The 22,886-nt window shown below is 70.8% G+C and carries 16 protein-coding genes; 7 read left to right on the top strand and 9 right to left on the bottom strand.

The window, feature by feature from the left end; all coding sequences use genetic code 11:
* The first annotated feature begins 1 nt into the window (after position 1).
* The 5 genes from ABZ406_RS09065 to ABZ406_RS09085 are packed head-to-tail and all read left to right on the top strand — an operon-like array spanning position 2 to position 9,090.
* Entirely contained in the window at positions 2-997 is a 996-nt protein-coding gene (locus ABZ406_RS09065; RefSeq protein WP_357757700.1) for an enediyne biosynthesis protein, read from the top strand.
* Complete coding sequence (locus ABZ406_RS09070; protein WP_357757703.1) at positions 994-6,759, top strand: type I polyketide synthase; 5,766 nt, start codon at positions 994-996, stop codon at positions 6,757-6,759. Before ABZ406_RS09065 ends, ABZ406_RS09070 begins: the two co-directional genes overlap by 4 nt.
* Entirely contained in the window at positions 6,756-7,196 is a 441-nt protein-coding gene (locus ABZ406_RS09075) for an acyl-CoA thioesterase (RefSeq protein ID WP_355422172.1), read from the top strand. Before ABZ406_RS09070 ends, ABZ406_RS09075 begins: the two co-directional genes overlap by 4 nt.
* Positions 7,193-7,744 carry a flavin reductase family protein gene (locus ABZ406_RS09080; protein ID WP_357757707.1) on the top strand — a complete coding sequence of 184 codons (552 nt, stop codon included), beginning with the start codon at positions 7,193-7,195 and terminating at the stop codon, positions 7,742-7,744. Before ABZ406_RS09075 ends, ABZ406_RS09080 begins: the two co-directional genes overlap by 4 nt.
* Positions 7,741-9,090 (top strand): cytochrome P450, encoded by a 1,350-nt coding sequence (locus ABZ406_RS09085; protein WP_357757709.1) that lies wholly within the window; start codon positions 7,741-7,743, stop codon positions 9,088-9,090. Before ABZ406_RS09080 ends, ABZ406_RS09085 begins: the two co-directional genes overlap by 4 nt.
* A gap of 103 nt (positions 9,091-9,193) precedes the next feature.
* Here the strand turns inward: ABZ406_RS09085 and ABZ406_RS09090 are convergent, their stop codons facing one another.
* The 3 genes from ABZ406_RS09090 to ABZ406_RS09100 form a co-directional block, all read right to left on the bottom strand.
* Positions 9,194-12,283, bottom strand: a complete 3,090-nt coding sequence (locus ABZ406_RS09090; RefSeq protein ID WP_357757712.1) for a hypothetical protein — start codon at positions 12,281-12,283, stop codon at positions 9,194-9,196.
* 87 nt (positions 12,284-12,370) lie between these two features.
* A complete protein-coding gene (locus tag ABZ406_RS09095; protein WP_357757715.1) occupies positions 12,371-12,931 on the bottom strand; it encodes a hypothetical protein in 561 nt (186 codons plus the stop codon).
* A gap of 28 nt (positions 12,932-12,959) precedes the next feature.
* The gene (locus ABZ406_RS09100) at positions 12,960-14,210 is read right to left on the bottom strand and encodes a S1 family peptidase (RefSeq protein WP_357757718.1); all 1,251 of its coding nucleotides are present in this window, start codon (positions 14,208-14,210) and stop codon (positions 12,960-12,962) included.
* A 342-nt stretch (positions 14,211-14,552) separates the two neighbouring features.
* On the opposite strand from ABZ406_RS09100, the gene ABZ406_RS09105 reads away from it, so the two are divergent.
* On the top strand, positions 14,553-15,782 hold the full coding sequence (locus ABZ406_RS09105; RefSeq protein WP_357757721.1) for a cytochrome P450: 1,230 nt from the start codon (positions 14,553-14,555) through the stop codon (positions 15,780-15,782).
* Positions 15,779-16,006, top strand: a complete 228-nt coding sequence (locus ABZ406_RS09110) for a ferredoxin (protein WP_357757724.1) — start codon at positions 15,779-15,781, stop codon at positions 16,004-16,006. The genes ABZ406_RS09105 and ABZ406_RS09110 overlap by 4 nt, the downstream gene beginning before the upstream one ends.
* Before the next feature lie 57 nt (positions 16,007-16,063).
* On the opposite strand, the gene ABZ406_RS09115 is transcribed toward ABZ406_RS09110, so the two are convergent.
* From ABZ406_RS09115 to ABZ406_RS09140, 6 genes are all read right to left on the bottom strand, one after another.
* Positions 16,064-17,317: an iron-containing alcohol dehydrogenase gene (locus ABZ406_RS09115; RefSeq protein WP_357757727.1), complete on the bottom strand. Its 1,254-nt coding sequence runs from the start codon at positions 17,315-17,317 to the stop codon at positions 16,064-16,066.
* A gap of 63 nt (positions 17,318-17,380) precedes the next feature.
* Entirely contained in the window at positions 17,381-18,841 is a 1,461-nt protein-coding gene (locus tag ABZ406_RS09120; protein WP_357757730.1) for an NAD-dependent succinate-semialdehyde dehydrogenase, read from the bottom strand.
* A gap of 53 nt (positions 18,842-18,894) precedes the next feature.
* Entirely contained in the window at positions 18,895-19,971 is a 1,077-nt protein-coding gene (locus ABZ406_RS09125) for an ABC transporter ATP-binding protein (protein ID WP_357757732.1), read from the bottom strand.
* Positions 19,971-21,038, bottom strand: coding sequence for an ATP-binding cassette domain-containing protein (locus tag ABZ406_RS09130; RefSeq protein ID WP_357757735.1), 1,068 nt, complete (start codon positions 21,036-21,038; stop codon positions 19,971-19,973). Before ABZ406_RS09130 ends, ABZ406_RS09125 begins: the two co-directional genes overlap by 1 nt.
* Positions 21,038-21,949: a carbohydrate ABC transporter permease gene (locus ABZ406_RS09135; protein WP_357757738.1), complete on the bottom strand. Its 912-nt coding sequence runs from the start codon at positions 21,947-21,949 to the stop codon at positions 21,038-21,040. Before ABZ406_RS09135 ends, ABZ406_RS09130 begins: the two co-directional genes overlap by 1 nt.
* A complete protein-coding gene (locus ABZ406_RS09140) occupies positions 21,949-22,857 on the bottom strand; it encodes a sugar ABC transporter permease (protein ID WP_357757742.1) in 909 nt (302 codons plus the stop codon). The genes ABZ406_RS09135 and ABZ406_RS09140 overlap by 1 nt, the downstream gene beginning before the upstream one ends.
* Positions 22,858-22,886 lie beyond the last annotated feature (29 nt).

Consider the following 22,886-nt stretch of genomic DNA (forward strand, 5'->3'; position numbering starts at 1 on the left):
CATGACCACCAGTACCGTCACCCCGCCCCGTCACGATCCGAAAGTCAACATCGCGCTGCGCAACTTCGCGATCTCGATCTCGGTCTTCAACATCCTCGGCTTCACGGTCTTCGGCTTCGAGCAGCCCTGGACCTGGCCCTTCATCGCGGTCTTCGCCGGCTACACGATCGAAATCGCCCTGGAGGCCATCGGTGCCCGCGTCGAGGGCCGAGCCCCACGATTCAGCGGACGAGGGATGCGAGGGCTCATCGAGTTCCTCTATCCGGCGCACATCACCAGCCTCGCGCTCAACATGCTGATCTACGTCAACGACCGGCTCTGGACGATGCTCTTCGGTATCGCTGTCGCCATCGGCGCCAAGTGGGTTTTGCAGGCCCCCGTCCGGGGCCGGATGCGGCACTACATGAACCCGTCGAACTTCGGCATCGCGGTGATCCTGTTGGTCTTCCCCTGGGCCAGCGTCGCACCGCCCTACCACTTCACCGAGTACATCACGGGCTTCTGGGACTGGCTGATCCCGGCGCTCATCATCCTCGGCGGCACGATGATCAACGGCAAGCTCACCGGTCGGATGTGGCTGATCATGGGCTGGCTGTCCGCGTTCGCCCTCCAGGCGATCGTGCGCGGGGTGGTGCTCGACACGTCCATCCCGGCGGCCCTGGGCATGATGACCGGCGTCGCGTTCGTGCTGTTCACCAACTACATGGTCACCGACCCGGGCACGTCGCCGTCGGCGCCGGCCGCGCAGGTGGTGTTCGGTGCCAGCGTGGCAGTGGTCTACGGCCTGCTCACCGGCTTCGGCATCGCGTACGGCATCTTCTTCGCCACCGCGGCCGTCTGCCTCATCCGAGGCGGCTTCCACTGGACCCTGCACTTCATCGAGAAGTCCAAGGCCGACCGTGCACCAAGCATCGGCACGGCAGCGATGCCGGTGCCGGCGAGCACCGGAAACGGCAACGGCAAGGAACACACCGGCAAGGAGGTCGTCCCCGCATGACTCGTGTAGCGATAGTCGGCATGGCGTGCCGCTATCCGGACGCCACGTCCCCCCGGGAGCTGTGGGAGAACGCCCTCGCCGGGCGGCGTGCGTTCCGCCGTCTCCCCGACGAGCGGATGCGGCTCGAGGACTACTGGGACCCGGACCCGAACACGCCCGACAAGTTCTACGCCCGCAACGCGGCGGTCATCGAGGGGTACGAGTTCGACCGCATCGCCTACAAGGTCGCCGGCAGCACGTACCGCTCGACGGACCTGACCCACTGGCTCGCCCTGGACATGGCCGCGATGGCCCTGGCCGACGCCGGCTTCCCGATGGCCGAGGGGCTGCCCCGGGAGCGCACCGGCGTGGTGGTCGGCAACACCCTGACCGGTGAGTTCACCCGAGCGAATCAGTTGCGGCTGCGCTGGCCCTTCGTCCGGCGAATGGTCGCCGCGGCGCTCAAGGACCAGGACTGGGACGACGACCACCTGATGACCTTCCTCGACTCGTTCGAGGCGACCTTCAAGAGTCCGTTCCCGGAGGTCGACGAGGACACTCTGGCCGGCGGGCTCTCCAACACGATCGCGGGACGGATCTGTAACCACTTCGACCTCAAGGGCGGTGGCTACACCGTCGACGGCGCCTGTTCGTCGTCGCTGCTGTCGGTGGCGACAGCCAGCAAGACCCTCATCGACGGTGACGTCGACGTGGCCGTCGCCGGTGGTGTGGACCTGTCGATCGATCCCTTCGAGATCATCGGGTTCGCGAAGACGGGTGCGTTGGCAACCGGTGAGATGCGCGTCTACGACCGTGGGTCGAACGGCTTCTGGCCGGGCGAGGGCTGCGGGATGGTCGTCCTGATGCGTGAGGACGACGCCCGGGCCGCCGGCCACCGCATCTACGCCACGATCGCCGGGTGGGGGATCTCCTCCGACGGCAAGGGCGGGATGACCCGACCCGAGGTGAGCGGCTACCGCCTCGCGCTCGACCGGGCGTACGAGCGCGCCGGCTTCGGAATCGAGACGGTGGGCCTGTTCGAGGGACACGGCACCGGTACGCGGGTCGGTGACGCCACCGAGTTGACGGCGCTGTCCCTCGCCCGTCGGTCCGCCGACCCGACCGCCGCTCCGGCGGCGATCGGTTCGATCAAGGGCATGATCGGGCACACCAAGGCCGCCGCCGGTGTCGCCGGCCTGATCAAGGCGGCGCTGGCCGTGCACCACCAGGTGCTGCCCCCGGCCATCGGCTGCGTCATGCCGCACGAGATTCTGGCCGACGACGACAATCCGGCGCTGCGCGCGCTGCGCAAGGCGGAGCCGTGGCCCGACCTGCCGACCGTCCGGGCCGGAGTCACGGCGATGGGCTTCGGCGGAATCAACACGCACATCGTTCTCGAGGGCGGCCCCTCCCGACGTCGGCGCGGGTTCGACAGCCGCACCAGTCGGCTGGCCTCCTCCGGCCAGGACGTCGAGCTGCTGCTTGTCGACGCCGCCTCCCGGGAGAAGTTGCGGGAGCGGCTCAACCGGCTCGTCGAGTTCGTCGACGGCGTCGCGTACGCCCAGCTGGGCGACCTGGCCGCGACCCTGCACGGGGAGCTGCGCGACCTGCCCCACCGGGCGGCGGTCGTGGTGTCGTCACCTGCCGACGCGGTCGCGCGACTGCAACGGCTCTGTGCCGCGTTGGACGCCGGCCAGACGAGCCTGGTCAGCGCCGACGAGCGCAGCTTCCTGGGCCACGTCGGCGGCCCGGGCCGGATCGGCTACCTCTTCCCCGGGCAGGGCTCGGGGCGGGGGACCAGCGGCGGTGCCCTGCGCCGCCGGTTCACCGAGGTCGACGAGGTCTACACCAAGGCGGCCCTGCCCACCTCGGGCGACATGGTCGCCACCGCGGTGGCCCAGCCCCGGATCGTCACCGGTTCGCTGGCGGGCCTGCGGGTGCTGTCGGCACTCGGCATCGAGGCGACCACCGCTGTGGGGCACAGCCTCGGTGAGATCACCGCCCTGCACTGGGCGGGCGCGTTCGACGAGGACACCCTGCTGCGTACCGCGATGGTCCGCGGCCAGACGATGGCCGAGCACAGCTCGTCGGGGACGATGGCGAGCATCACGGCGGCACCCGAGGCGGTCCGGCCTCTGCTGGCCGACCTCCCGGTGGTCATCGGTGGCTTCAACGGTCCACAACAGACAGTGATCGCCGGCACGGCCGAGGGGATCGAGGAAACCTGCCGCCGCGCCGGCGAGGCGGGCCTGGCCACCACCCCGCTGCGCGTCTCGCACGCGTTCCACTCACCGCTTGTGGCGCCGGCCGCCGACGCCTTCGGCGACCGGTTGACCGACGAGACGTTCGACAGGCTGTCGGGTCGGGTGGTGTCGACGGTGACCGGCGATGTCCTTCCGGCCGACACCGACGTGCCGGCCCTGCTGCGCCGCCAGATCACCGACCCGGTGCTCTTCGCCCAGGCGGTGGCCTTCGCGGCGAAGGACCTCGACCTGTTCATCGAGGTCGGCCCCGGTCGGGTGCTGGGGGCGTTGGCGACAGCGGCGACGGACGTGCCGTCGGTGTCCCTCGACACCGACGACGAATCGGTAGCCGGTCTGCTCAACGCCGTCGGCGCCGCGTACGTCGTCGGCGCGTTCCGGGTCGACGACGCGCTGTTCCAGGGTCGCCTGACCCGGCCGTTGCAGCTCGGGGCGAAGTTCAGCTTCTTCGCGAGCCCCTGCGAGGCCGCGCCGCCGCTGACCGTGCAGCCCCTGCGGCGGGCCGTCGAGACGAAGACGATCGAGGTCGACGCCGACGCCTCCGAGCCGCCGCTGCACCTGCTGCGTCGGTTGGTGGCCGACCGCGCCGAGCTGCCGATCGACATGGTCCGCGGCGAGAGTCACCTCCTCGACGATCTGCACCTCAGCTCGATCACTGTGGGACAGGTGGTCAACCAGGCCGCCCAACTGCTGTCGGTGCCGAGCGCCCAGACGCCGACGAACTTCGCCGTCGCCACGGTCGGGGAACTGGCCCAGGCGTTGGAGGACCTGGCCGGCTCCGCCGGGGAGGGCGGTGCGGCGACGGCGGCCACGGTGGCCGGTGCCGGCGCCTGGTCCCGGGCGTTCTCCGTCGACCTCGACGCCGTGGCGCTGCCGCCGCGCGTCGAGGTGGAGGCCAACGGCCCCTGGCGGTGCTGGTCGCGGGACGGCGACCCGCTCGCCGAGTCGCTGCGGCCGGCGTTGGAGCACGGCGGCGTCGGTGGCGGCGTGCTGGTCTGCCTGCCGGCCGACTGCACCGAGGCCGACCTGGCACTAGCACTCGACGGGGCCAAGGCGGCGATCGCCGACAAGCAACGCGACCGGTTCGTGGTCGTGCAGCGTGGTCGGGGAGCCGCCGGGCTGGCCAAGTCGCTGCGGTTGGAGATGCCCCGGATCCGGACCACCATCGTCCGCGTACCCGCCGACTTCGACGACCACGCGTTACTGGTCGCGGAGGTGGCCGCCACCGGGCGGTTCCACGAGGTGCGCTACGACGCCGACGGGGTGCGGCGGGTGCCGACCCTGCGGGCGATGCCGGTGCGACCCGCCCGGGAGTTCATGCCGATCGACGCGTCGGACGTGCTGCTCGTGACCGGCGGTGGCAAGGGCATCACCGCCGAGTGCGCGCTCGCCGTCGCGCAGGACACCGGTGCGGCGTTGGCAGTGCTGGGTCGCAGCGACCCGGCGACCGACGCCGAGTTGGCCGCCAACCTCGACCGGATGACCGCAGCCGGGGTACGCCTGCACTACGCCCGCGCCGACGTCACCGACCCGGCGCAGGTCCGGACCGCTGTCGAGGGCGCACGCCAGAAGCTGGGACCGGTGACGGCGGTCCTGCACGGTGCCGGCCGCAACGAGCCGGCGACGGTGGCCAACCTGGACGCGGAGGCGTTCCGGGCGACGTTCGCCCCGAAGATCGACGGGCTGCGCGCCGTCCTCGACGCCGTCGAGCCGGGCGCGTTGCGGATGCTCGTCACCTTCGGCAGCATCATCGGCCGGGCCGGCCTGCGCGGTGAGGCGCACTACGCGACGGCAAACGACTGGCTGGCCGACATCACCGAGGACTTCGCGGCGGCGTACCCGGAATGCCGGACGCTCTGCCTGGAGTGGTCGGTCTGGTCCGGCGTCGGCATGGGCGAGCGGCTCTCGGTCGTGGAGGGTCTGCAGCGCGACGGGATCGTCCCGATCTCGCCCGACGAGGGCGTACGACTGCTGCGCCGCCTCGTCGCCGACCCCGACGCCCCGCCGGTGGTGGTGATCAGTGGCCGCACCGAGGGCATCGACACGGTGCGTCGGGAAACGCCGACGCTGCCGCTGCTGCGGTTCGTCGGCACGCCGCTCGTGCACTACCACGGTGTCGAACTGGTGACCGAGGTCGAACTCAACGCCGGCATCGACCTGTATCTCGCCGACCACCTGCTCGACGGCAACCTGCTGTTCCCGGCGGTGTTCGGCATGGAGGCCATGGCACAGACCGCCACCGCGCTCACCGGGCGCGCCGAGGTGCCGACGATGGAGGACGTCGAGTTCCTCCGGCCGATCGTCGTACCTGTCGACGGCAGTGTCACGATCCGGATCGCGGCAGTGGTGACCGGCGACGGAGACGTCGACGTCGCGATCCGGGCCGCCGACACCGGCTTCGCGGTCGACCACTTCCGCGCGCGGCTGCGCTTCGGCGACCCCGGAGAGCTGGACGGCCCACCGGACGAGTCCGGCGCCGGCCTGCCGCTGGTGCCCCTCGACCCGGCTACGGACCTGTACGGGGGCATCCTCTTTCAGGGTCAGCGGTTCCAGCGGCTGCGCGGCTACCACCGGGCGGCGGCACGGCACGTCGACGTGGACGTGGCAGCGGTCGCGACCGACGGCTGGTTCGCCAGCTTCCTCGGCGGTGACCTGCTGCTCGGTGACCCCGGGATGCGGGACGCGCTCATGCACGGTCTGCAGGTCTGCGTACCGCACGCGACGCTCCTGCCGGCCGGCATCGAACGCGTGCACGCCGCCGGTCGGGTCCTCGCCGACAAGGGTGAGGCCCGGTTCACGGCGACCGAGCGCAGCCGCGACGGTGACACCTACCTCTACGACATCGCGGTCCGCACGCCGGGCGGCGACGTGGTGGAACGGTGGGAGGGCCTGCGCCTGCAGGCGGTGCGCAAGGGCGACGGGCGCGGCCCGTGGGCGGTGCCGCTGCTCGGCCCGTACCTCGAACGGTCGCTCGACGACCTGCTCGGTGCCCGGGTCGCGGTGGCGGTTGAGCCACACGGCGCGGACGACCCGCCCCGACGCGCCATGACCGGCCTCGCGGCCGGACGGGTGTTCGGCGGCCCGGTCGAGGTGCGCTACCGGCCCGACGGCCGCCCGGAGGTCGACGGCGACCGGGTCGTGTCGGCGGCACACGGCGCCGGCGTGACCGTCTGCGTCGGCGGTCAGGGGATGCTGAGCTGCGACATCGAGGCGGTCTCCGAACGCGACGCGGCGACCTGGTCGACGTTGCTCGGCCCGCACGAGGGCCTGGCCGGCCAGCTCACGAAGGACACCGACGAGGACATCGACACCGCGAGCACCCGGGTCTGGACGGCGATCGAGTGCCTCCGCAAGGTCGGACTGCCGGTGCAGACGCCGATCACGCTGAGCGCGGTCGGTCCGCACGGTTGGCTCACGCTGGCCTCCGGCGCGCTGCGGATCGCCGTGCTGGTGACCCGGCTGCGTGACATTGACGCCCCGGTCGTCGTCGCGGTGCTCACCGACGGGTGGTCGCTGCGATGAGCAAGTACTTCGAGTACCCGCACACTGTCGGTTTCGAAGAGACCAACCTCGTGGGCAACGTCTACTACGTCAACTACCTGCGCTGGCAGGGACGGTGCCGGGAGATGTTCCTCAAGCAGCGGGCACCGGACGTGCTGGCCGACCTGCAGGACGACCTCAAGCTCTTCACGCTCAAGGTCGACTGCGAGTTCTTCGCCGAGATCACGGCGTTCGACGACCTCTCGGTCCGGATGCGGCTCGTGGAGTTGGCGCAGACCCAGATCGAGTTCGGCTTCGACTACGTGCGACTCGACCCGGACGGCGGCGAGACGCTCGTCGCCCGAGGCCGGCAACGGGTCGCGTGCATGCGTGGCCCCAACACCCGGACACTGCCGGCGCGGGTGCCGGAGGCGTTGGCTCGCGCACTCGAGCCGTACGCGCAGGGGGAGGCGAGATGAGCGGCGAACTGCTCAGTCCGAGCGAGGTGGCCGGATCGAAGTTGCTCCGGCGGGCGTTCGGAACGTTCGCGACAGGCGTCACCGTCGTGACGGTCGGCGGCGCCACACCGCACGGCATGACGGCCAACTCGTTCGCGTCGGTCTCGCTGGACCCGCCGCTCGTGCTGGTCTGTGTCAGCCGCGACGCGATCATGCACCAGATCCTCAGCGAGGCCGGCACCCTGGGCATCTCGGTGCTCGGAAACCGGCAGGAGAAGGTGGCACGCCACTTCGCGGATCGGTGGCGGCCACTGGGCCTGGCGCAGTTCGGCGCGGTGGAGTGGACGCCGGGCACCGTCACCGGCGCCCCGCTCATCGACGACGCGGTGGCGCACTTCGAGTGTCAGGTCTGGCGCACGTACGACGGCGGTGACCACACGATCTTCCTGAGCAGCGTGGTGTCGCTGCGCTGGGAGAGCACCGGTGACGTGTTGGTCTTCGTCAACGGGCAGTTCCGCGGCATGACCGAGCCGGCGCCGGTGCCCGAGCCGAGCGAGGCGGCGACATGACAGTCACCGCGTCGCGGCAGCGGCCGCCCGGGCCACCGTTCTGGGCGGCGCCGAAGCTGCTGTGGAAGCTCGGCCGGGACCGGCTCGGGCTGATGTCGTCGGCAGCCGAGGCCTTCGGTGACGCCGCCCGCATCGCTATCGGCCCGAAGGTTCTCTTCTTCTTCAACCACCCCAACCACGCCAAGCATGTGCTCGCCGACAACCCGGACAACTACCACAAGGGCGTCGGGCTGGCCCAGGCCAAACGGGCCCTCGGCGACGGGCTGCTCACCAGCGAGGGCGATCTGTGGCGCAAGCAGCGACGGGTGATCCAGCCGGTGTTCCAGCCCAAACGGATCGCCCGGCAGGCCGACGTGGTGGCCGAGGAGGCCGGTCGGTTCGTGGACCGTCTGCGTGACCACGTCGGGCGGGGCCCGGTCGACATCGCGGGCGCCGCCACCGGGCTCACCCTCGGTGTGCTCGGCCGTACCCTGCTCGACGCGGATCTCGGCGGCCTGGGCGACGTCGGCGGGTCCTTCGAGGCGATGCAGGACCAGGCGATGTTCGAGATGGTCACGATGAGCGCGGTGCCGATGTGGGTTCCGCTGCCGCACCAGGTGCGGTTCCGCCGCGCCCGTCGTCACCTGCAAAGGGTCGTCAACCAGTTGGTGGACGCGCGCGGCGGCCGGCTCGACGGCGACGACGCCCTGAGCCGGTTGATCCAGTCCACGAACGCCGAGCCCGACGCCGCGGTCGGGCAGCAGCGGATGCGCGACGAGTTGATCACGCTCTGCCTGGCCGGCCACGAGACGACTGCCAGCACCCTGAGTTGGACGTTCCATCTCCTCGACGAGAACCCGGCCGTCTGGGAGCGGCTGCGGGCGGAGGCGCTGTCGGTGCTCGGGGACCGGCAGCCCACCTTCGACGACCTGCACCGGCTGCGATACACGGCGACCGTGATCGAGGAGGCGATGCGGCTGTACCCGCCGGTGTGGATGCTCTCCCGCATTCCACAGAGGGCGGACACGATCGGCGGGTACGACGTGCCCGCCGGGGTCGACGTGCTGATCTGCCCGTACACCCTGCACCGCAACCCGGAGTTCTGGCCGGAGCCGGAGCGGTTCCGCCCGGAGCGGTTCGACAAGGACGGCTCCGCCTCGCGGCCCCGGTACGCCTACATCCCTTTCGGCGCCGGCCCGCGGTTCTGCGTCGGCAACAACCTCGGGATGATGGAGGCGGCGTTCGTGGTCGCGATGGTGGCGCGGGAACTGCGGCTGGCCAAGGTGCCGGGATACCGGGTGGTGCCCGAGCCGATGCTGTCGCTGCGGGTTCGCGGCGGTCTGCCGATGACGGTGCACGAGGCATAGCGGGATCGGATCGGGCTGCGGCTCGGCGAGGGCGCCCTTTCGTGGTGGCCCGCGCGGAGCCGCAGCCCGATCGGCGTGAGCCCGTGCGAACCGAGCGTCGGGATCAACGGGCGCGGCCGAGCGACAGGAGCAGGCCGGTGCCGGCCAGGGCGACCCCGGCGGCCGCCGTGTACGCGGGTAGGTGGGCCGGGATGCCGAGGTGGACGGTGATGCCGAGGATGCGGGACAGGCCCCAGGGCAGCAGCGCGAGCTGATCGTTCCACACCGTCAGCGCGCGTTCCAGGCTCACCGCCGCGACCACTGCGGACAGGATCCCCAGGGGCACACCAGCGGCGGTGAGGGTCAGCCCGACGGCGCTTCGGCGGCTCCTGCCGTACCGGTCCCGCAGGACCACAGCGACGGCCACGAACAGCCAGCAGAACGCCGCGAACGCGACGGTGACGTACGCCGCCCGCAGGCTCGGCGCGGTCCAGAAGACGAACCAGTAACCGCCCGGTCCGCGCCCGGCGAGCGCCGTCAGCAGCAGCACGCTGCGCAGCAGCGCGACACCGCCGACCACTGCCCAGAGGTGGAACGGATCCCGCCGGCCGACGACGAGACGTGCGACGAGGGCGAACAACGCCCACCCACCGAGGGTGACCAGCAGGTGCGCCGGCGCCGCGAACCAGGTCGACACGAGCCGGCTCGCCACCAGCACCACGGCCGGGACCAGCCACACCAACACCCGGTCCGCCCGCCGCGCCGGCGTCGGCAGGGCGGCGACCCGCCACGGCCGGAGCGCGCCGAGCAGCAACCCGTGGGCGGCCGCCGCGCCGAAGCCGCGTGCGCGCAGGCCGAGCAGCACCACCAGCAGGATCGACCCGAGCAACGCCCGGGCCGCCCAGGCCATCGCCGGGTCCCGGTCGGCGCGCCGCGCCCCGAGGTCGGCGGCGGTGAAGTTGTACGCGGGCAGGTCCAGGTTCGCGCCGTAGCGCTGCCGGTGCGCGTCACGCGCGTCCTGGTACGCGGCGGTGGCCAGCAGCCAGTCGTGGCGGGCGGTCGGGGCACCCGTGTCCAGCCACTGGGCGTGCCGCAACACCATGGTCCGGTACGCGCCAAGCGTCTCGAACAGGTCGACCTGGTAGTCGAGCGTCGCGGTGAAGCGCCCGCGCAGTTCGGCGTCCCGCCAGGTCGCCGGTGCGGTCGCCGCGACCAGGTCGCGCATGCGACGGGCCAGCGCGACGGCCTGCGTGCCCTCCTCGATCGCCTCGTCGACGCGGCCGCCGGTCACCGCGTAGATGCTGTCCAGTGCGGCGGAGTCGCCGGTCACGATGTCCCACTCGAAGATCCACATCATGGGCGGCGGTTCCAGCCCGAGCGCCCGCACCGACCGGTCGGCGTACGGGCCGATGTAGAGCCCCTTGGTGACCGCCTCCCGGGACAGCGCCATGGCCTGCCCGATAGCGGCGACGGTGGCCGGGTCGCCGGAGAACGTGCGGTACGCCCAGTCCGCGGTGACCTGCGCCGGGTCGGCGTGCGGGTCCCAGGCCAGGCGGCCGACGGCGTACGTGTTGAGGTCGTAGAGCTGCCAGAACCCCGCACGTAGGTACAGCGACATGGGCCCGGCGCGCAGCGGCCCACCGTCCTGGGTCCAGTTCCAGACACCCTCGACGTTCGGGTTCGCGGCAAGGAACGCGCGCAGCGCCTGTCGGTGCAGCGGGCCGAGGTCGTTGGGCAGCGAGCCGAACGCCTCGAACTCGCGCCGGGCCTGGAACTCCACGATGCGGCGGTGCCCGCCGCCCAGCAGTGTGGTGTTCAGTGGCAGGTGACTGTAGAAGTCGCCGAGCGTGTACTTGGTGGACACGATGAGGTGCGGATCGTCGAGCCCGCCGAGGACCTGCGCGTACGACGCCGGGTTGGTGTGCAGGTCGCCGACCGCGCCGACGCCCACCGTCCAGGTGCGGAAGATGATCTCCTTTCCGGCTGGGCCTGCGGTGTCCAGCAACGCCCGCAGCATCGCGCGCACTGACCTTTCCGTGGTGACCGCGAGCCGTGACGAGTAGTCCCAGCCCGCCGCGGCGTACACCTCGCCGCCCTCGCCGACGCGGACCATCAGGCCGTCGACGAACGGCATGCTGTCGAACAGCTCGGCCAGACCGGCCTGGTAGACCTCCCACAGCCGGGGGTCGGCCGTGTCGAGGCCGCCGACGGTCCGCGTCAGGTACGCCTCCAACGGGGGTGACACCGCGAGCATGTCGGTCAGCAGGAAGACCCGGACGCCCATGTCCTCGGCGTACCGGAAGACGGGGCCGAACGCCGCGACCATCGCCCGGGCGCGGTCGACGTGCGGGTCGCCGGACGGGTAGACCGCGCGCCCGTCGCCGACAGTGGCGAATGTGACGTACTCCAGGAAGCCGGGCACGACGATCCCGTTGTATCCCTGCGCCACGGAGTGGTCGACGAACTGCCGGAACTGCGCGTCGATGCGGGCGACAGCGCCGGCGTCCACCCACGGCGCGTGCGGCAGCACCGCGGATCCGACGACGTCGGTGTTCAGCCCGTAGTCGTCGCCGGCGGCGAAGACGGCCGGGTCGGGCTCGCGCCCCACCGAACCCGCGTCGGTCAGCCGCAGGCCGAGCCGAGGGCTGACCACCCGACCCGCGTCCGTCGCGGGGAGCGCCTCGGCGCCGGAGCGGATCCGGTCGGCCAGCCGGTACATCCCGGCGGCCACGCCCGCGACGTCCCCGCCCTGGACGGTCAACTCGCCGCCGCGCACGTCGAGCCGGTACGACTCGGGCGTCCCGCCGAGGGTGGGCCGCACGTCCGCCCGCAGCGTCCTCACCGCCGACAGGTCCGGGGCCGCGGCCCGCTCCGTGCCGGTGCCCGGCGCGGCAGTCACGGACCTCGCCGTGCTCGACGTGGCCGCAACCAGCACCGGCCGGGGCCGGCCCCGGACGACGACCGCGTCGGCGACGGCGGCTGCCGCCTTCCGGACGCGCAACTCGTCCGGCACGACGAGGGAGGCCAACGGCGGGACCGGTGCGGGCGTCCGCGCCGGGGCGGCGACAGCGTCCTCGCGCGGCACGTCGGCGGGGGCGTGGCTCAGCCCCAGCGTGTCACCGACCCCCCAGGCCACGGCGGCGCCGAGCGCCACCAGGACCGCCGCGGCGACGAGCAACGGGTACGGCCGGCGAACCTGGGCACCATGAGCCACGCTCGCATGGTAATAGCCGACCGGCGTGGTTCGTACGCCGACGGAGGGCCGGCGCCACGAGCGCCGGCCCCACTGTGGTCGACCTGATCAGGAGCTGAAGAAGGTGCACTGGAAGGCCATGTCGTCCACCCGCACGGCACCGCTGCCGCCGAGCAGGGAGACCCGGACGAACACCTGGGACGGACCGTTCGCGTAGCTGGCCACGTCATGCCGCCGCCAGACGGTGTCGGTGATGCGGACGGTGCGCAGCGCGAGATAGGTCCAGCTCGCCGGATCGATCACCTCGACGTTGAGCACCGCCGGCCCGCTGACCGCGCGGACGAAGAACCCGCCGCCGCAGGTGGTGGAGTGCCCGGCGGTACGCGGACGTACGGTGAGCAGCTTGCCCACCCCGGACCAGCCGCCGGCCGAGGTCGTGAGAATGGCGTTGTTCGAACCGGATCGGGCCGTTCCCGCTCCCAGCTCGTAGGCTCCGCTGCCGGCGCCGGAGCGGTGGAACTCCCACACGGCTGCCGGGCTCCCCTCGAACCCGTCGGTGTGCTGCCAGAGGTCCGCCTGGGCGGGGCCGACGGCCACGGTCAGGGCCACAGTGGTCGCCAGGACGGCCGCGGCGCTGAGGCGTGCGGCTCTGGTGAGTGCGGTTCTCATTGCTGTCTCCTTCGGGTGTCGTCGCTCGTCACGGCGCGCCGTAGATGACGACCTGGTACGTGTTGATCGCCTCGCCCACCGGCTGGTGCCAGGTACGGGGCGTGGCGTTGCACTGGGTTCCCTTCCGGTTGGCGTGCGAGTTCAGCGCGTACCCGGTGTTGGCGGCGAAGAGCGGCCCGCCACTGTCGCCACCGAGGGTGCAGATGTTCGTCTCGACCATCTGGCGTACGGTGCCGCCCGCGCCGTTGACAGTCACATTGGTCTTGAGCACGGAGCCGCACCTGAGTCCGGTGGTCTTGCCCGAGTTGCAGACCGACAGGCCGCTCACGGCCGTCGCCCAACCGTGGATGCTGCGGCTCGTGTTGTTCCACAGGTTGATGGCGCCGGTCGCCCAGACCGACGGACCGTTCATCCAGACGAGGCCGAAGTCGTTCTCCGGATAGTTGCTCTCCAGCGACGGCCCGACGTCCTCGCCGTTGGGCAGCGTCCAGTGTGGAAAGCCCTGCGTGCAGTGGCCGGCTGTGATGATGTAGTTGAAGGTGAAGTCGGTGGCGGTGAAGCCGACCGAGCAGCCGCCCAACGAGTCCCCGCTGGAGATCCCGACGTTCGGCTGGATCGGGCCGTCGCTGGTCTCGAACCGGACCGCCGCGCCGAACCTGCGCGCCACCGACCGTTGCACGGCGTTCTTCGCTCCCGACGCCGGCAGGCTCACGACCACCTGGTTCGTCTCCGGGTCCACCCCCCAGGTCGTGTTCGGTTCACTCGCCGCGGCCTCCAGCGCCCGCTGGATGGTCCGCAGTTGCCGTTCGTCACGAGCGACGAGGCGTGCCTTCGCGCCGGCGGCGGTCACCTTCGCGGCAGCGGTGGCGTCGGTGACCGTGACGACGAGGTCGCCGTCGGACAGGTACGCGCCGCCCGAACTGGCACCCAGCTCGGCTGTCAACTGGTTGGCGAGTCGCACGTTGGCGTTCTCGGCACTGAGCAGCTTCTCGGCGGCATCGCGGGTGATGCCCCGCTGCTCGGCGATCGCCTCGGCCATGTCCGGCGCCCGGTCCGCCCGTTTCCCGTCGGCGGTGCCGGCGACGGAGGTCGGGGCTGCCCGGCCATCGGTGCGGGCCGGATCCGCCGCGCCCCCGGGCTGCGCCGGCCGGTCGAGCGGTCGGGCCGCCGCTGCCGTCGGGACGAAGGCCACCGACGCCACGACGGCGAGTGCCACTGCGAGCAGGGGCCCGCGGCTCGATCTTGTCGTACGCGGGTGGCTGGCAACACGTTCTGACATTCACCGCTCCCATCACGAGGGGACTGGTCGGCCAGGTCAGGAGCCGGACGGCCCGGACCGGACGGCAATCCTCGCAATCGGGAGCAGGCAGCGAGTGCGATGTTGGACGCGGCTGGACGGGGCTGGACAGCTCCCGCACGCGGTTCGCCACGAGAGCGCTGTCGCGTCGGCGCGGGAACCCGGCCTCCATGGCGATCATCGGCATCTATCGCTACGATCCGATATCGACAGATCACTGAGCGTTGATGTGTGCTGCCCGCAGGCCCCGGACGCTGACAATCCGCGCCGCTACGACAGTGGTGCCGGCCTACGGATCACGCCGTCTCGACGAAGGGAATCCGGATGACGGAAAGCGCGCAGACCACCGGGAGCCGAGTCGTTCCACCCGCGCGGCAGTACCCGTTCAGTGTGCCCGACCGCCTCGTCGTCGATCCGACCTACGGCGAGCTGCGCGACAACGAGCCGATGACCCGGGTGAAGCTCCCCTACGGGGAGGAGGCGTGGCTCGCCTCCCGGTACGAGGACGTCCGGACGGTCCTCGGCGACGTGCGCTTCGGCCGCGCCCCGGCCGTCCAACGCGACGAGCCCAGACTCACCGCGCGCCAGCAGGACAGCGGCATGCTGACCCTGGATCCACCCGATCACACCAGGCTGCGCCGGCTGGTGGCGAAGGCGTTCACGGCGCGCCGGGTGGAGGCGCTGCGACCCCGCACCCAGGAGATCGCCGACGGGCTGGTCGACGACATGGTCCGGCTCGGTCCACCGGCCGACCTGGTGGAGCACGTCGCCACGCCGCTGCCGATCCAGGTGATCTGCGAGCTGCTGGGGGTCCCGTACGCCGACCGCGACCTCTTCCACACCTGGTCCGAGGCGATCGTCTCGACCACCTCCCTGCCCATGGAGACGATCCAGGAGTACCTGAACAATCTCTGGGGCTATATCGGTGATCTGGTCTCCGTGCGCCGCCGTGAGCCGGGGATCGACGACCTGCTCGCCGCGTTGGTGCGGGCCCGCGACGAGAATCAGGATCGGCTCAGCGAGACCGAGCTGGTGGAGCTGGCCGGAGGGCTGCTCGCGGCCGGCCACGAGACCACGGTGACCCAGATCCCCAACTTCGTCTACGTCCTGCTGCAGAATCCGGACCAGCTCGCTCGGCTGCGGGCCGACCCGTCGCTGGTGCCGGCCGCGGTCGAGGAGCTGTTGCGCTACGTGCCGCTCGGCGTCGGCTCGTCCTTCGCCAGGTACGCGAAGGAGGACGTCGAGGTCGGCGGGGTGCTGGTCCGTGCAGGTGAGCCGGTCCTCGGCTCACTGTCGTCGGCTAATCGGGACGGTACCGTCTTCGCCGACCCGGACCGCCTGGATCTCGGCCGCGAGCAGAACCCGCACCTGGGCTTCGGGCACGGCGTGCACCACTGTGTCGGCGCGCAGCTGGCCCGCATGGAGTTGCAGGTGGCCGTCGCCACTCTCGTGACTCGCCTGCCCGGATTGCGGCTCGCCGTACCGGAGGCTGAGCTGAAGTGGAAGCGGGGCATGCTGGTGCGGGGTCTGCTCGGCATGCCGGTGGCCTGGTGAGTACGGCGTGGCGGATCGGGGTGGACTCGCGCCGCTGCATCGGCACGAGCATCTGCGCCGGCACCGCGCCCGAGCACTTCCACCTGGTCGGCGACCGGTCCGCGCCGCTGGCCGACGTCGTCGCCCCAGCCGATGTCATCCTCGACGCCGCCGACTCGTGCCCGGTGGAGGCGATCACGGTCCGCGACGCCGCCGATGAGCGACTGATCGCGCCGCAGGATTGACCCGAGTCCGGCCGCCTGCCCTGCCTGAGCGGGGCAGGCGGAGCAGGCGACTCGTCGTCATGCGGAAGGCCTGTCGCTGTCTCTGCTCGGAGTCAGGACGTGTCGGCTCCGGTCCCCGGTCCAGGCCGCTTCGAGGATCGCGGTCAGGCTGGCGGTGTCGGTCGGACCCGGATGGTTCTGGATCAGGCGGGTGACACCGCTGGCCATCTCCGCGAAACGGGGGAGGTCGGCCCGTGCGACGCCGATGTCGGCCAGGGTGGGAGGGATGCCGATGTCGGCGAGGAGCCCGTCGAGCCAGGTGAGGAACGTGTCGGCGGCCTCGGCCTCGGAGGCGTCGGACACGTCGAGCCCGCACACCCGGGCGAGGGTGGCCAGCCGATCGCCGATGGCATCCCTGGCGGCGTCCAGCGCATAGGGCAGGAGCAGCCCGACGCCCAGGCCGTGCGGCGTGTGCGTGGCCGCGCCGATCGGGTACTGGAGGGCGTGGGGGGCCGCGTTGCCCGCGTGGGAGAACGCGAGCCCGGCGAGCATCGACCCGTAGGACATGTCCGCGCGCGCGTCCGTGTCACCTCCGTCCCGGACAGCACGACGCAGGCTCCGGGCGATCCGCTCCGCGGCCAGGAGCGCATAGTGGTCGGTGACCGGGTTGCGGCCGAGGAACACCTGCTCCACCGGGTCGCGCGGCCCGTGGGCCCGGGGTCGGGCGGTGTAGCTTTCCACCGCGTGACACAACGCGTCGATGCCGGAGTGGGCGGTGACCGTCGCCGGGCAGGTGTAGGTCAGTTCAGGGTCGACGATGGCGAAGTCGGGGACGATGTGGACGCTGGACACCCCCACCTTCAGCTCGCGGTCCGGGTCGGTCAACACCGAGACGGGTGTGAGCTCGGAACCGGTGCCCGACGTCGTCGGCACCGCGACGAGCGGCATCGTCGGCCCCGGCACCCTCGACTCGCCGTAGAAGTCGCGCGGCGTGCCACCGTAGCGGCGGATGACGCCGACGATTTTGGCGAGGTCGATCACCGTGCCACCCCCGATGGCGAGGATCACGTCGGCGTCCACCTCGGCCGCGGCCGAGACGGCCAGGGCGACATCGGTGAGCGGCACGTCGGGAGTCGCATCGGAGAACACCTCGACGGCATCGACCTTCTCCCGAACGGCGGCCACGATCTCGGCGACGCCCGGCTGCCCCAGGAGAACCTGGTCGGTCACGATGAGGACCCGCGAGCCGCTCTCGGCCACCACTCGTGGAATGTTCTGCGCGACCCCTTCGCCAACGATCAGCTGGCGTGGTCCGCGGAAGGTCTCAAGCATGTGGGGGCCTCTCCGAAACGTCGGCGGCGATGTGCGGGGCGAGCGCGCGCAGCGGCAGGCCGGTCACGGGAGGTCGATCGCCGCGTAGGTGAGGTCGAGATACTCGAGGATGCCCTCGTGCGACCCCTCCTTGCCGATCCCGGACTGCTTCACGCCCCCGAAGGGAGCTGACGGGTCCGAGATCAGACCACGGTTGATGCCGAGCATTCCTGTATCGAGCCCTTCGGCGAACCGGAGCGCCCGCTGGAGGTCGGTGGTGAAGACGTATCCGACCAGGCCGTACTCGGTGTCGTTGGCCTTCGCCATCACCTCGTCGTCGGATGTGAACGAGATGATCGGCGCCACCGGGCCGAAGATCTCCTCCTTCAGCATCCGCGCGTCCTCGGGCACGTCGACGAGAACCGTGGGCGGGTAGAAGTGGCCCGGCCCAACCGGGCGTTCGCCGCCCACCAGGACCTGGGCGCCGCGATCGACAGCGTCGGCGACCAGCTCGTGGATCTTCGTGACCGAGGCGTCGTCGATCAACGCCCCCACGTCCACGCCGTCGTCGAGACCATGGCCCACGGACAGCGCGCCCATCCGCTCGGCGAAGCGCGCCGTGAACTCCTCCCGCACCGGCTCCTCGACGTAGATCCGGTTGGCCGCGATGCAGGACTCCCCGATGTTGCGCATCTTGGCCACCATGGCACCGTCGACAGCGACGTCCAGGTCAGCGTCGGCACACACGATCAGGGCGGCGTTCCCACCCAACTCCATCGAGGTACGCAGCACGTTGTCCGCAGCCTGTCGGAGCAGCACACGCCCGACCTCTGTCGACCCGGTGAACGAGAGCTTGCGGGTCCGACTGTCGGCCAGCAGTGCGGAGACGACCTCGCCGGAACGCGTGGTGGTCACGACGTTGACGACGCCCTGGGGAACACCCACCTCCTCCATGATGCGGGCGAGGTACAGCATGGTGAGTGGCGTCAGGGCCGCCGGCTTGGTGATCGTCGTGCAGCCCGCGGCCAGTGCCGGTGCGATCTTGCGGGCGCCCATGGCCAACGGGAAGTTCCAGGGCGTCACGAAGACGCACGGACCGACCGGCTTCGGCACGGTGAGGATGCGGTAGCCGCCTCCCGGAGCGGTGCTGTAGCGCCCCTCGACGCGTACCGCCTCCTCGGCGAACCACCGGAAGAACTCGGCGCCGTAGGCCACCTCGGCGCGAGCCTCGGCGAGCGGCTTGCCCATCTCGAGCGTGATCAGCCGGGCGACGTCCTCGGACCGCTCGCTGAGTGCCCGGTACGTGGCGGTCAACAACTCCGACCGTTTCCGCGGCGGGGTCGCCGCCCACTCCGCCGCCGCCTTGCTTGCCACGTCCAGGGCGGCCAGCCCGTCGACGACACCGGCGTCCGCCACCTCGGCGATGGTCCTGCCGGTGGCCGGGTCCTCGACGGCAAAGGTGGCTCCGCTCACGGCGTCGCGCCAGCCGTCGCCGATCCGGAGCCTCCGGTGCTCGGGGGCCAGGACGTCCGTCGGGTCACTCATTGCGTGCCTCCTGTGATGTTCTTGGTGCTCGGTGCCGTCGCGACCCGGTCCGGCTACCGCCCGGCCTCGGACAGCGCCAACCCGGTGTCCGCGTCGAACAGGTGCGCACGGTCCAGGTCGACAGTGACAAGTAGCCGTTCGCCGGGCGTACCGGTGACAGTGGGTCGTGCCTTGACCTTGAGGATCTCCGTCCCCACTCGGACGTCGACCACCGTTCGGTCACCGAGCGGCTCGAGCCCGTAGAGCTCACCCGGCAACGACGCGTCCCCACGCTGCTCGACGGACAGGTCCTCCGCACGCAGCCCCAGCAGCAGCGGTCGGCCGTCCTCAGCGGTGGTCCAACGGGGCCGCGGCAGCGTCCAGCCTTCCGCACCAACGAGACGATCTCCCTCGGCGCGGCAGGCGAGCAGGCTGATCGGAGGGCTCCCGACGAATCCCGCGACCCACTGGTTGGCGGGACGCTCGTACACCTCGGTCGGCGTTCCGACCTGTTGCACCTTCCCCTCCTTGAGAACCGCTACCTGGTCGGCCATGGACAGGGCCTCCACCTGGTCGTTCGTCACGTAGACGAAGGTCGCTCCGAGGCTGCGGTGGATGCGGGTGAGCTCGGTGCGCATCTCGACGCGCAGCTTGAGGTCGAGGTTGGTCAGCGGCTCGTCCATGAGGAACGCGCGCGGGCTACGGACCAGCGCCCGGGCCAGGGCGACACGCTGCATCTCACCGCCCGACAACTGCGCGGGACGACGCTGCAACAGACGCTCGATGTGCAGCAGGCTCGACATCTGCTCGACGGCAGAGGCGATCTCGCCCGACGAACGGCGGCGGGCCCGCAACGGTGACGCGATGTTCTCGTACACGGTGTGACGCGGGTAGAGGGCGTAGCTCTGGAAGACCATGGCCAGGTCGCGGGCGGCCGGGGAATCGCCTGTCGCGTCCCTGCCGTCCAGGTGCACCGACCCGGCGTCCAGCTTCTCCAGGCCGGCGATCGCCCGTAGGGTCGTCGTCTTGCCCGCCCCGGAGGGCCCGAGCACGACGAAGAACGAGCCGTCCGGTACGTCGAGCGTCACCCCGTCCAGGGCCTGGACCTTACCGAAGGACTTGCGCAACCCTTGCGCCGCAACGGTTCCCATCAGGCCACCAACTCTTCCGTGCTCACGTCGTAGACCGCCGGGGTCCCGCCGGTGTGCCGCAGACCGACAGTCGCGTCAGCGGCGAAGCGGACGGTCGGGGGCATCCGAACCCGTACGTCGCGCTTGCCGCTGTGGTCGACCACGTAGATGATTTCGTCGCCCAGCCACTCCGCCGAGACCACGCGGGCCGGGACCGACCGTTCCGCCCCCGGTGCGGTGACCTCCAGCGCCTCCGGGCGGACGCCGGCGACCAGGCGACGGTCGCGGGACAGGCCGGGCGGTGGGGTGAGAACCAGTCCGCCCTGACTGCGCAGCTTCCCGTCGGCCACTTCCACCTCGACCAGGTTCATCGGCGGGGAGCCGATGAATGCGGCGCAGAAGAGACTTGCCGGGCGGTCGTAGACCTCCAGCGGGGTGCCGATCTGCTCGACACGGCCCTTGTTCAGGATGGCGATCCGGTGACCGAGCGACATCGCCTCGACCTGGTCGTGGGTGACGTAGACCATCGTCGTACCGAGTTCGCCCTGCAGGTGCTTGATCTCCGTACGCATGTCCGCCCTCAGTTCCGCGTCCAGGTTGGTGAGGGGTTCGTCCATGAGGAATGCGCGCGGTCGTCGCACCAGCGCCCGAGCAAGCGCGACGCGCTGCTGCTCCCCGCCGGACAGTTGGCGCGGTCGTCGGTCCAGCAGCGAACTGAGGCGCATCAGCCGGGCTGCCTCGGCGACCCGTTCCCGCACCTCCGACTTGGGCAGTCCCTCGGCCCGCAGGGGGAACGCCAGGTTGTCGCGGGTCCTCAGGTGCGGGTAGAGAGCGTAGAACTGGAACACCATGGCGATGTCGCGCTCGGCGGGCGGCAGGTCGTTGACAAGCGTGTCACCGATGCGGATGTCGCCGGTGGTCTGCCGCTCCAGGCCGGCGATGGCCCGCAGTGTTGTCGTCTTGCCGCACCCCGAAGGGCCGAGCATGACGAACAGTTCGCCGTCGCCGATGGACAGGTCCACGTGCTCGACCGCGACGGTCCCGTCCGGGTAGCGCTTGTGCAGCGCGGTCACCTCGATGCCCGCCATCAGCGTCGCACCGCCCCGAGCGTCACACCGGCGATGAGGTGCTTGCGGACCAGGTACGCGAAGACGAGCACCGGTAGGGCGAACACCACCGAGGCGGCGGCCACGAGACCCCAGTCCGTGGTGGTGCCACCGATGAGCCCGGCGATGGCGGGTGGTGCCGTGCGCACCTCGTCGCTGGAGGTCAGGAAGATGGCGAACACGAACTCGTTCCACGAGAAGATGAGCGCGAAGACCGCCGTCGCGGCGATGCCGGGCACGAGCAGGGGAAGGGTGAACCGCCAGAACGCCTGCAGGCGGGTGTAGCCGTCGAGCATGGCGGCGTCCTCGTACTCGGCGGGCACCTCGTCGACGAAGCCCTTCATCATCCAGATCGTGAACGGGACGTTGAACGCGGCGTAGATGAGGATCAGACCGAGCTTGCTGTCGATGAGTCCGACCTGGCGGTACATGAGGAAGATCGGGATCACGACCACCACGGGCGGCATGAAGCGGGTGGACAGGATGAAGAACAGTTGGTCCTTCTTGGCCTTCACGGCGAAGCGTGAGTAGGCCCAGGCCGCCGGGACCCCCAGGACGGTGGCCAGCACCGTGGAGACCCCGGCGACGATGGCGGAGTTGAGGAACGAGACGGACAGGGTCGAACGACCGCCGCCGGGAGCGACGAACACGTCCTTGAAATGCTCCAGGGTGACCTGGAAGCCGAAGAACTTGGCCGGGATGGCGTAGACGTCCCGGTTCTCCTTGATTGACGTCTCGATCATCCACAGCACCGGAAAGAGCATCACGACGGCCAGCACGACCAGCAGCGCGACCTCCAGCCCGGAGCGGCCCCGACCGCCCTGGCGGCGTGCGGGGGGCGAGTGGTCCCGGGCCGTACCTGTGGACACGGCCTCGTCGACGGAGACGGCCATCAGTCCTCCTTGAGCTTGTTCAGGTAGCGCAGGTACAACTGCGTGAGGACGATGACGACGAGGACCATGAGGATCCCGTACGCCGAGGCGGTTCCGGTGTTGAAGCCCAGGAACGCGACCTTGTAGACGTGGAACGACAGCGTCTCGGTGGAGACTCCCGGGCCTCCGTTGGTGAGGATGTAGACGAGGTCGAACAACCGGAAGGCCTCGATCGCCCTGAACATCACGGCGATGAGGAGCAGCGGCCACACCAGTGGAAGCGTGATGGTGCGGAACTTGAACCACTCGGACGCCCGGTCGATCGAGGCAGCCTCGTATAGGTACTTGGGAACCGCGGTGAGGCCCGCGAGTGCGATGAGCATGATGAACGGCGTCCACTGCCAGGTGTCGACCACGATCAGGGACACCAGGGCCGTCCGCTGCCGGGTGAGCCACTCCACCTGCCCCAGGCCCACCGACCCGAGCATGCTGTTGACCACGCCGAACTGCGCGTCGAGCATGAATCGCCAGAACAGCCCGACCACGACCGGCGACAGCATCATCGGCACCAGGAACAACGTGGTCAGCACACCTCGCCCGTGCGTCCGTCGAGAGATCAGGTAGGCGATGGTGAAGCCGAGCACGGTCTGCAGGCCGACCGCGCCGATCACGTAGATCACCGTGGTCAGGACCCTCTGGTGCACCTGCGCCGACGTCAGGATGGCTGTGTAGTTCCCGAACCCGATGAAGTTCGCGGGCCCGCCGCGGGTGGCCGAGTAGTCGGTGAACGACAGGTACAGCGCCCACAGCAACGGGAACACCGACATGGCGAGCAGGAGCAGCAGTGCGGGGGAGGTGAAGGCCACGGCGAGCCCGCGGTCGGTCAGCCGCCGGGACCGACCCGGTGCGGGCGGCGTCGCGGACGCCACCTGCCCGGGGTCGTCGGTCGTCAGAGGGA

The organism is Micromonospora sp. NPDC005710, from assembly GCF_040630995.1.
GTDB lineage: Bacteria > Actinomycetota > Actinomycetes > Mycobacteriales > Micromonosporaceae > Micromonospora.

What these genes read in the sequence shown, in the direction of transcription:
- ABZ406_RS09065 (WP_357757700.1), top strand. Translation starts at nt 2, where the DNA reads ATGACCACCAGTACCGTCACCCCGCCCCGTCACGATCCGAAAGTCAAC.
- ABZ406_RS09070 (WP_357757703.1), top strand. Translation starts at nt 994, where the DNA reads ATGACTCGTGTAGCGATAGTCGGCATGGCGTGCCGCTATCCGGACGCC.
- ABZ406_RS09075 (WP_355422172.1), top strand. Translation starts at nt 6,756, where the DNA reads ATGAGCAAGTACTTCGAGTACCCGCACACTGTCGGTTTCGAAGAGACC.
- ABZ406_RS09080 (WP_357757707.1), top strand. Translation starts at nt 7,193, where the DNA reads ATGAGCGGCGAACTGCTCAGTCCGAGCGAGGTGGCCGGATCGAAGTTG.
- ABZ406_RS09085 (WP_357757709.1), top strand. Translation starts at nt 7,741, where the DNA reads ATGACAGTCACCGCGTCGCGGCAGCGGCCGCCCGGGCCACCGTTCTGG.
- ABZ406_RS09095 (WP_357757715.1), bottom strand. Translation starts at nt 12,931, where the DNA reads ATGAGAACCGCACTCACCAGAGCCGCACGCCTCAGCGCCGCGGCCGTC.
- ABZ406_RS09100 (WP_357757718.1), bottom strand. Translation starts at nt 14,210, where the DNA reads ATGTCAGAACGTGTTGCCAGCCACCCGCGTACGACAAGATCGAGCCGC.
- ABZ406_RS09105 (WP_357757721.1), top strand. Translation starts at nt 14,553, where the DNA reads ATGACGGAAAGCGCGCAGACCACCGGGAGCCGAGTCGTTCCACCCGCG.
- ABZ406_RS09115 (WP_357757727.1), bottom strand. Translation starts at nt 17,317, where the DNA reads ATGCTTGAGACCTTCCGCGGACCACGCCAGCTGATCGTTGGCGAAGGG.
- ABZ406_RS09120 (WP_357757730.1), bottom strand. Translation starts at nt 18,841, where the DNA reads ATGAGTGACCCGACGGACGTCCTGGCCCCCGAGCACCGGAGGCTCCGG.
- ABZ406_RS09125 (WP_357757732.1), bottom strand. Translation starts at nt 19,971, where the DNA reads ATGGGAACCGTTGCGGCGCAAGGGTTGCGCAAGTCCTTCGGTAAGGTC.
- ABZ406_RS09130 (WP_357757735.1), bottom strand. Translation starts at nt 21,038, where the DNA reads ATGGCGGGCATCGAGGTGACCGCGCTGCACAAGCGCTACCCGGACGGG.
- ABZ406_RS09135 (WP_357757738.1), bottom strand. Translation starts at nt 21,949, where the DNA reads ATGGCCGTCTCCGTCGACGAGGCCGTGTCCACAGGTACGGCCCGGGAC.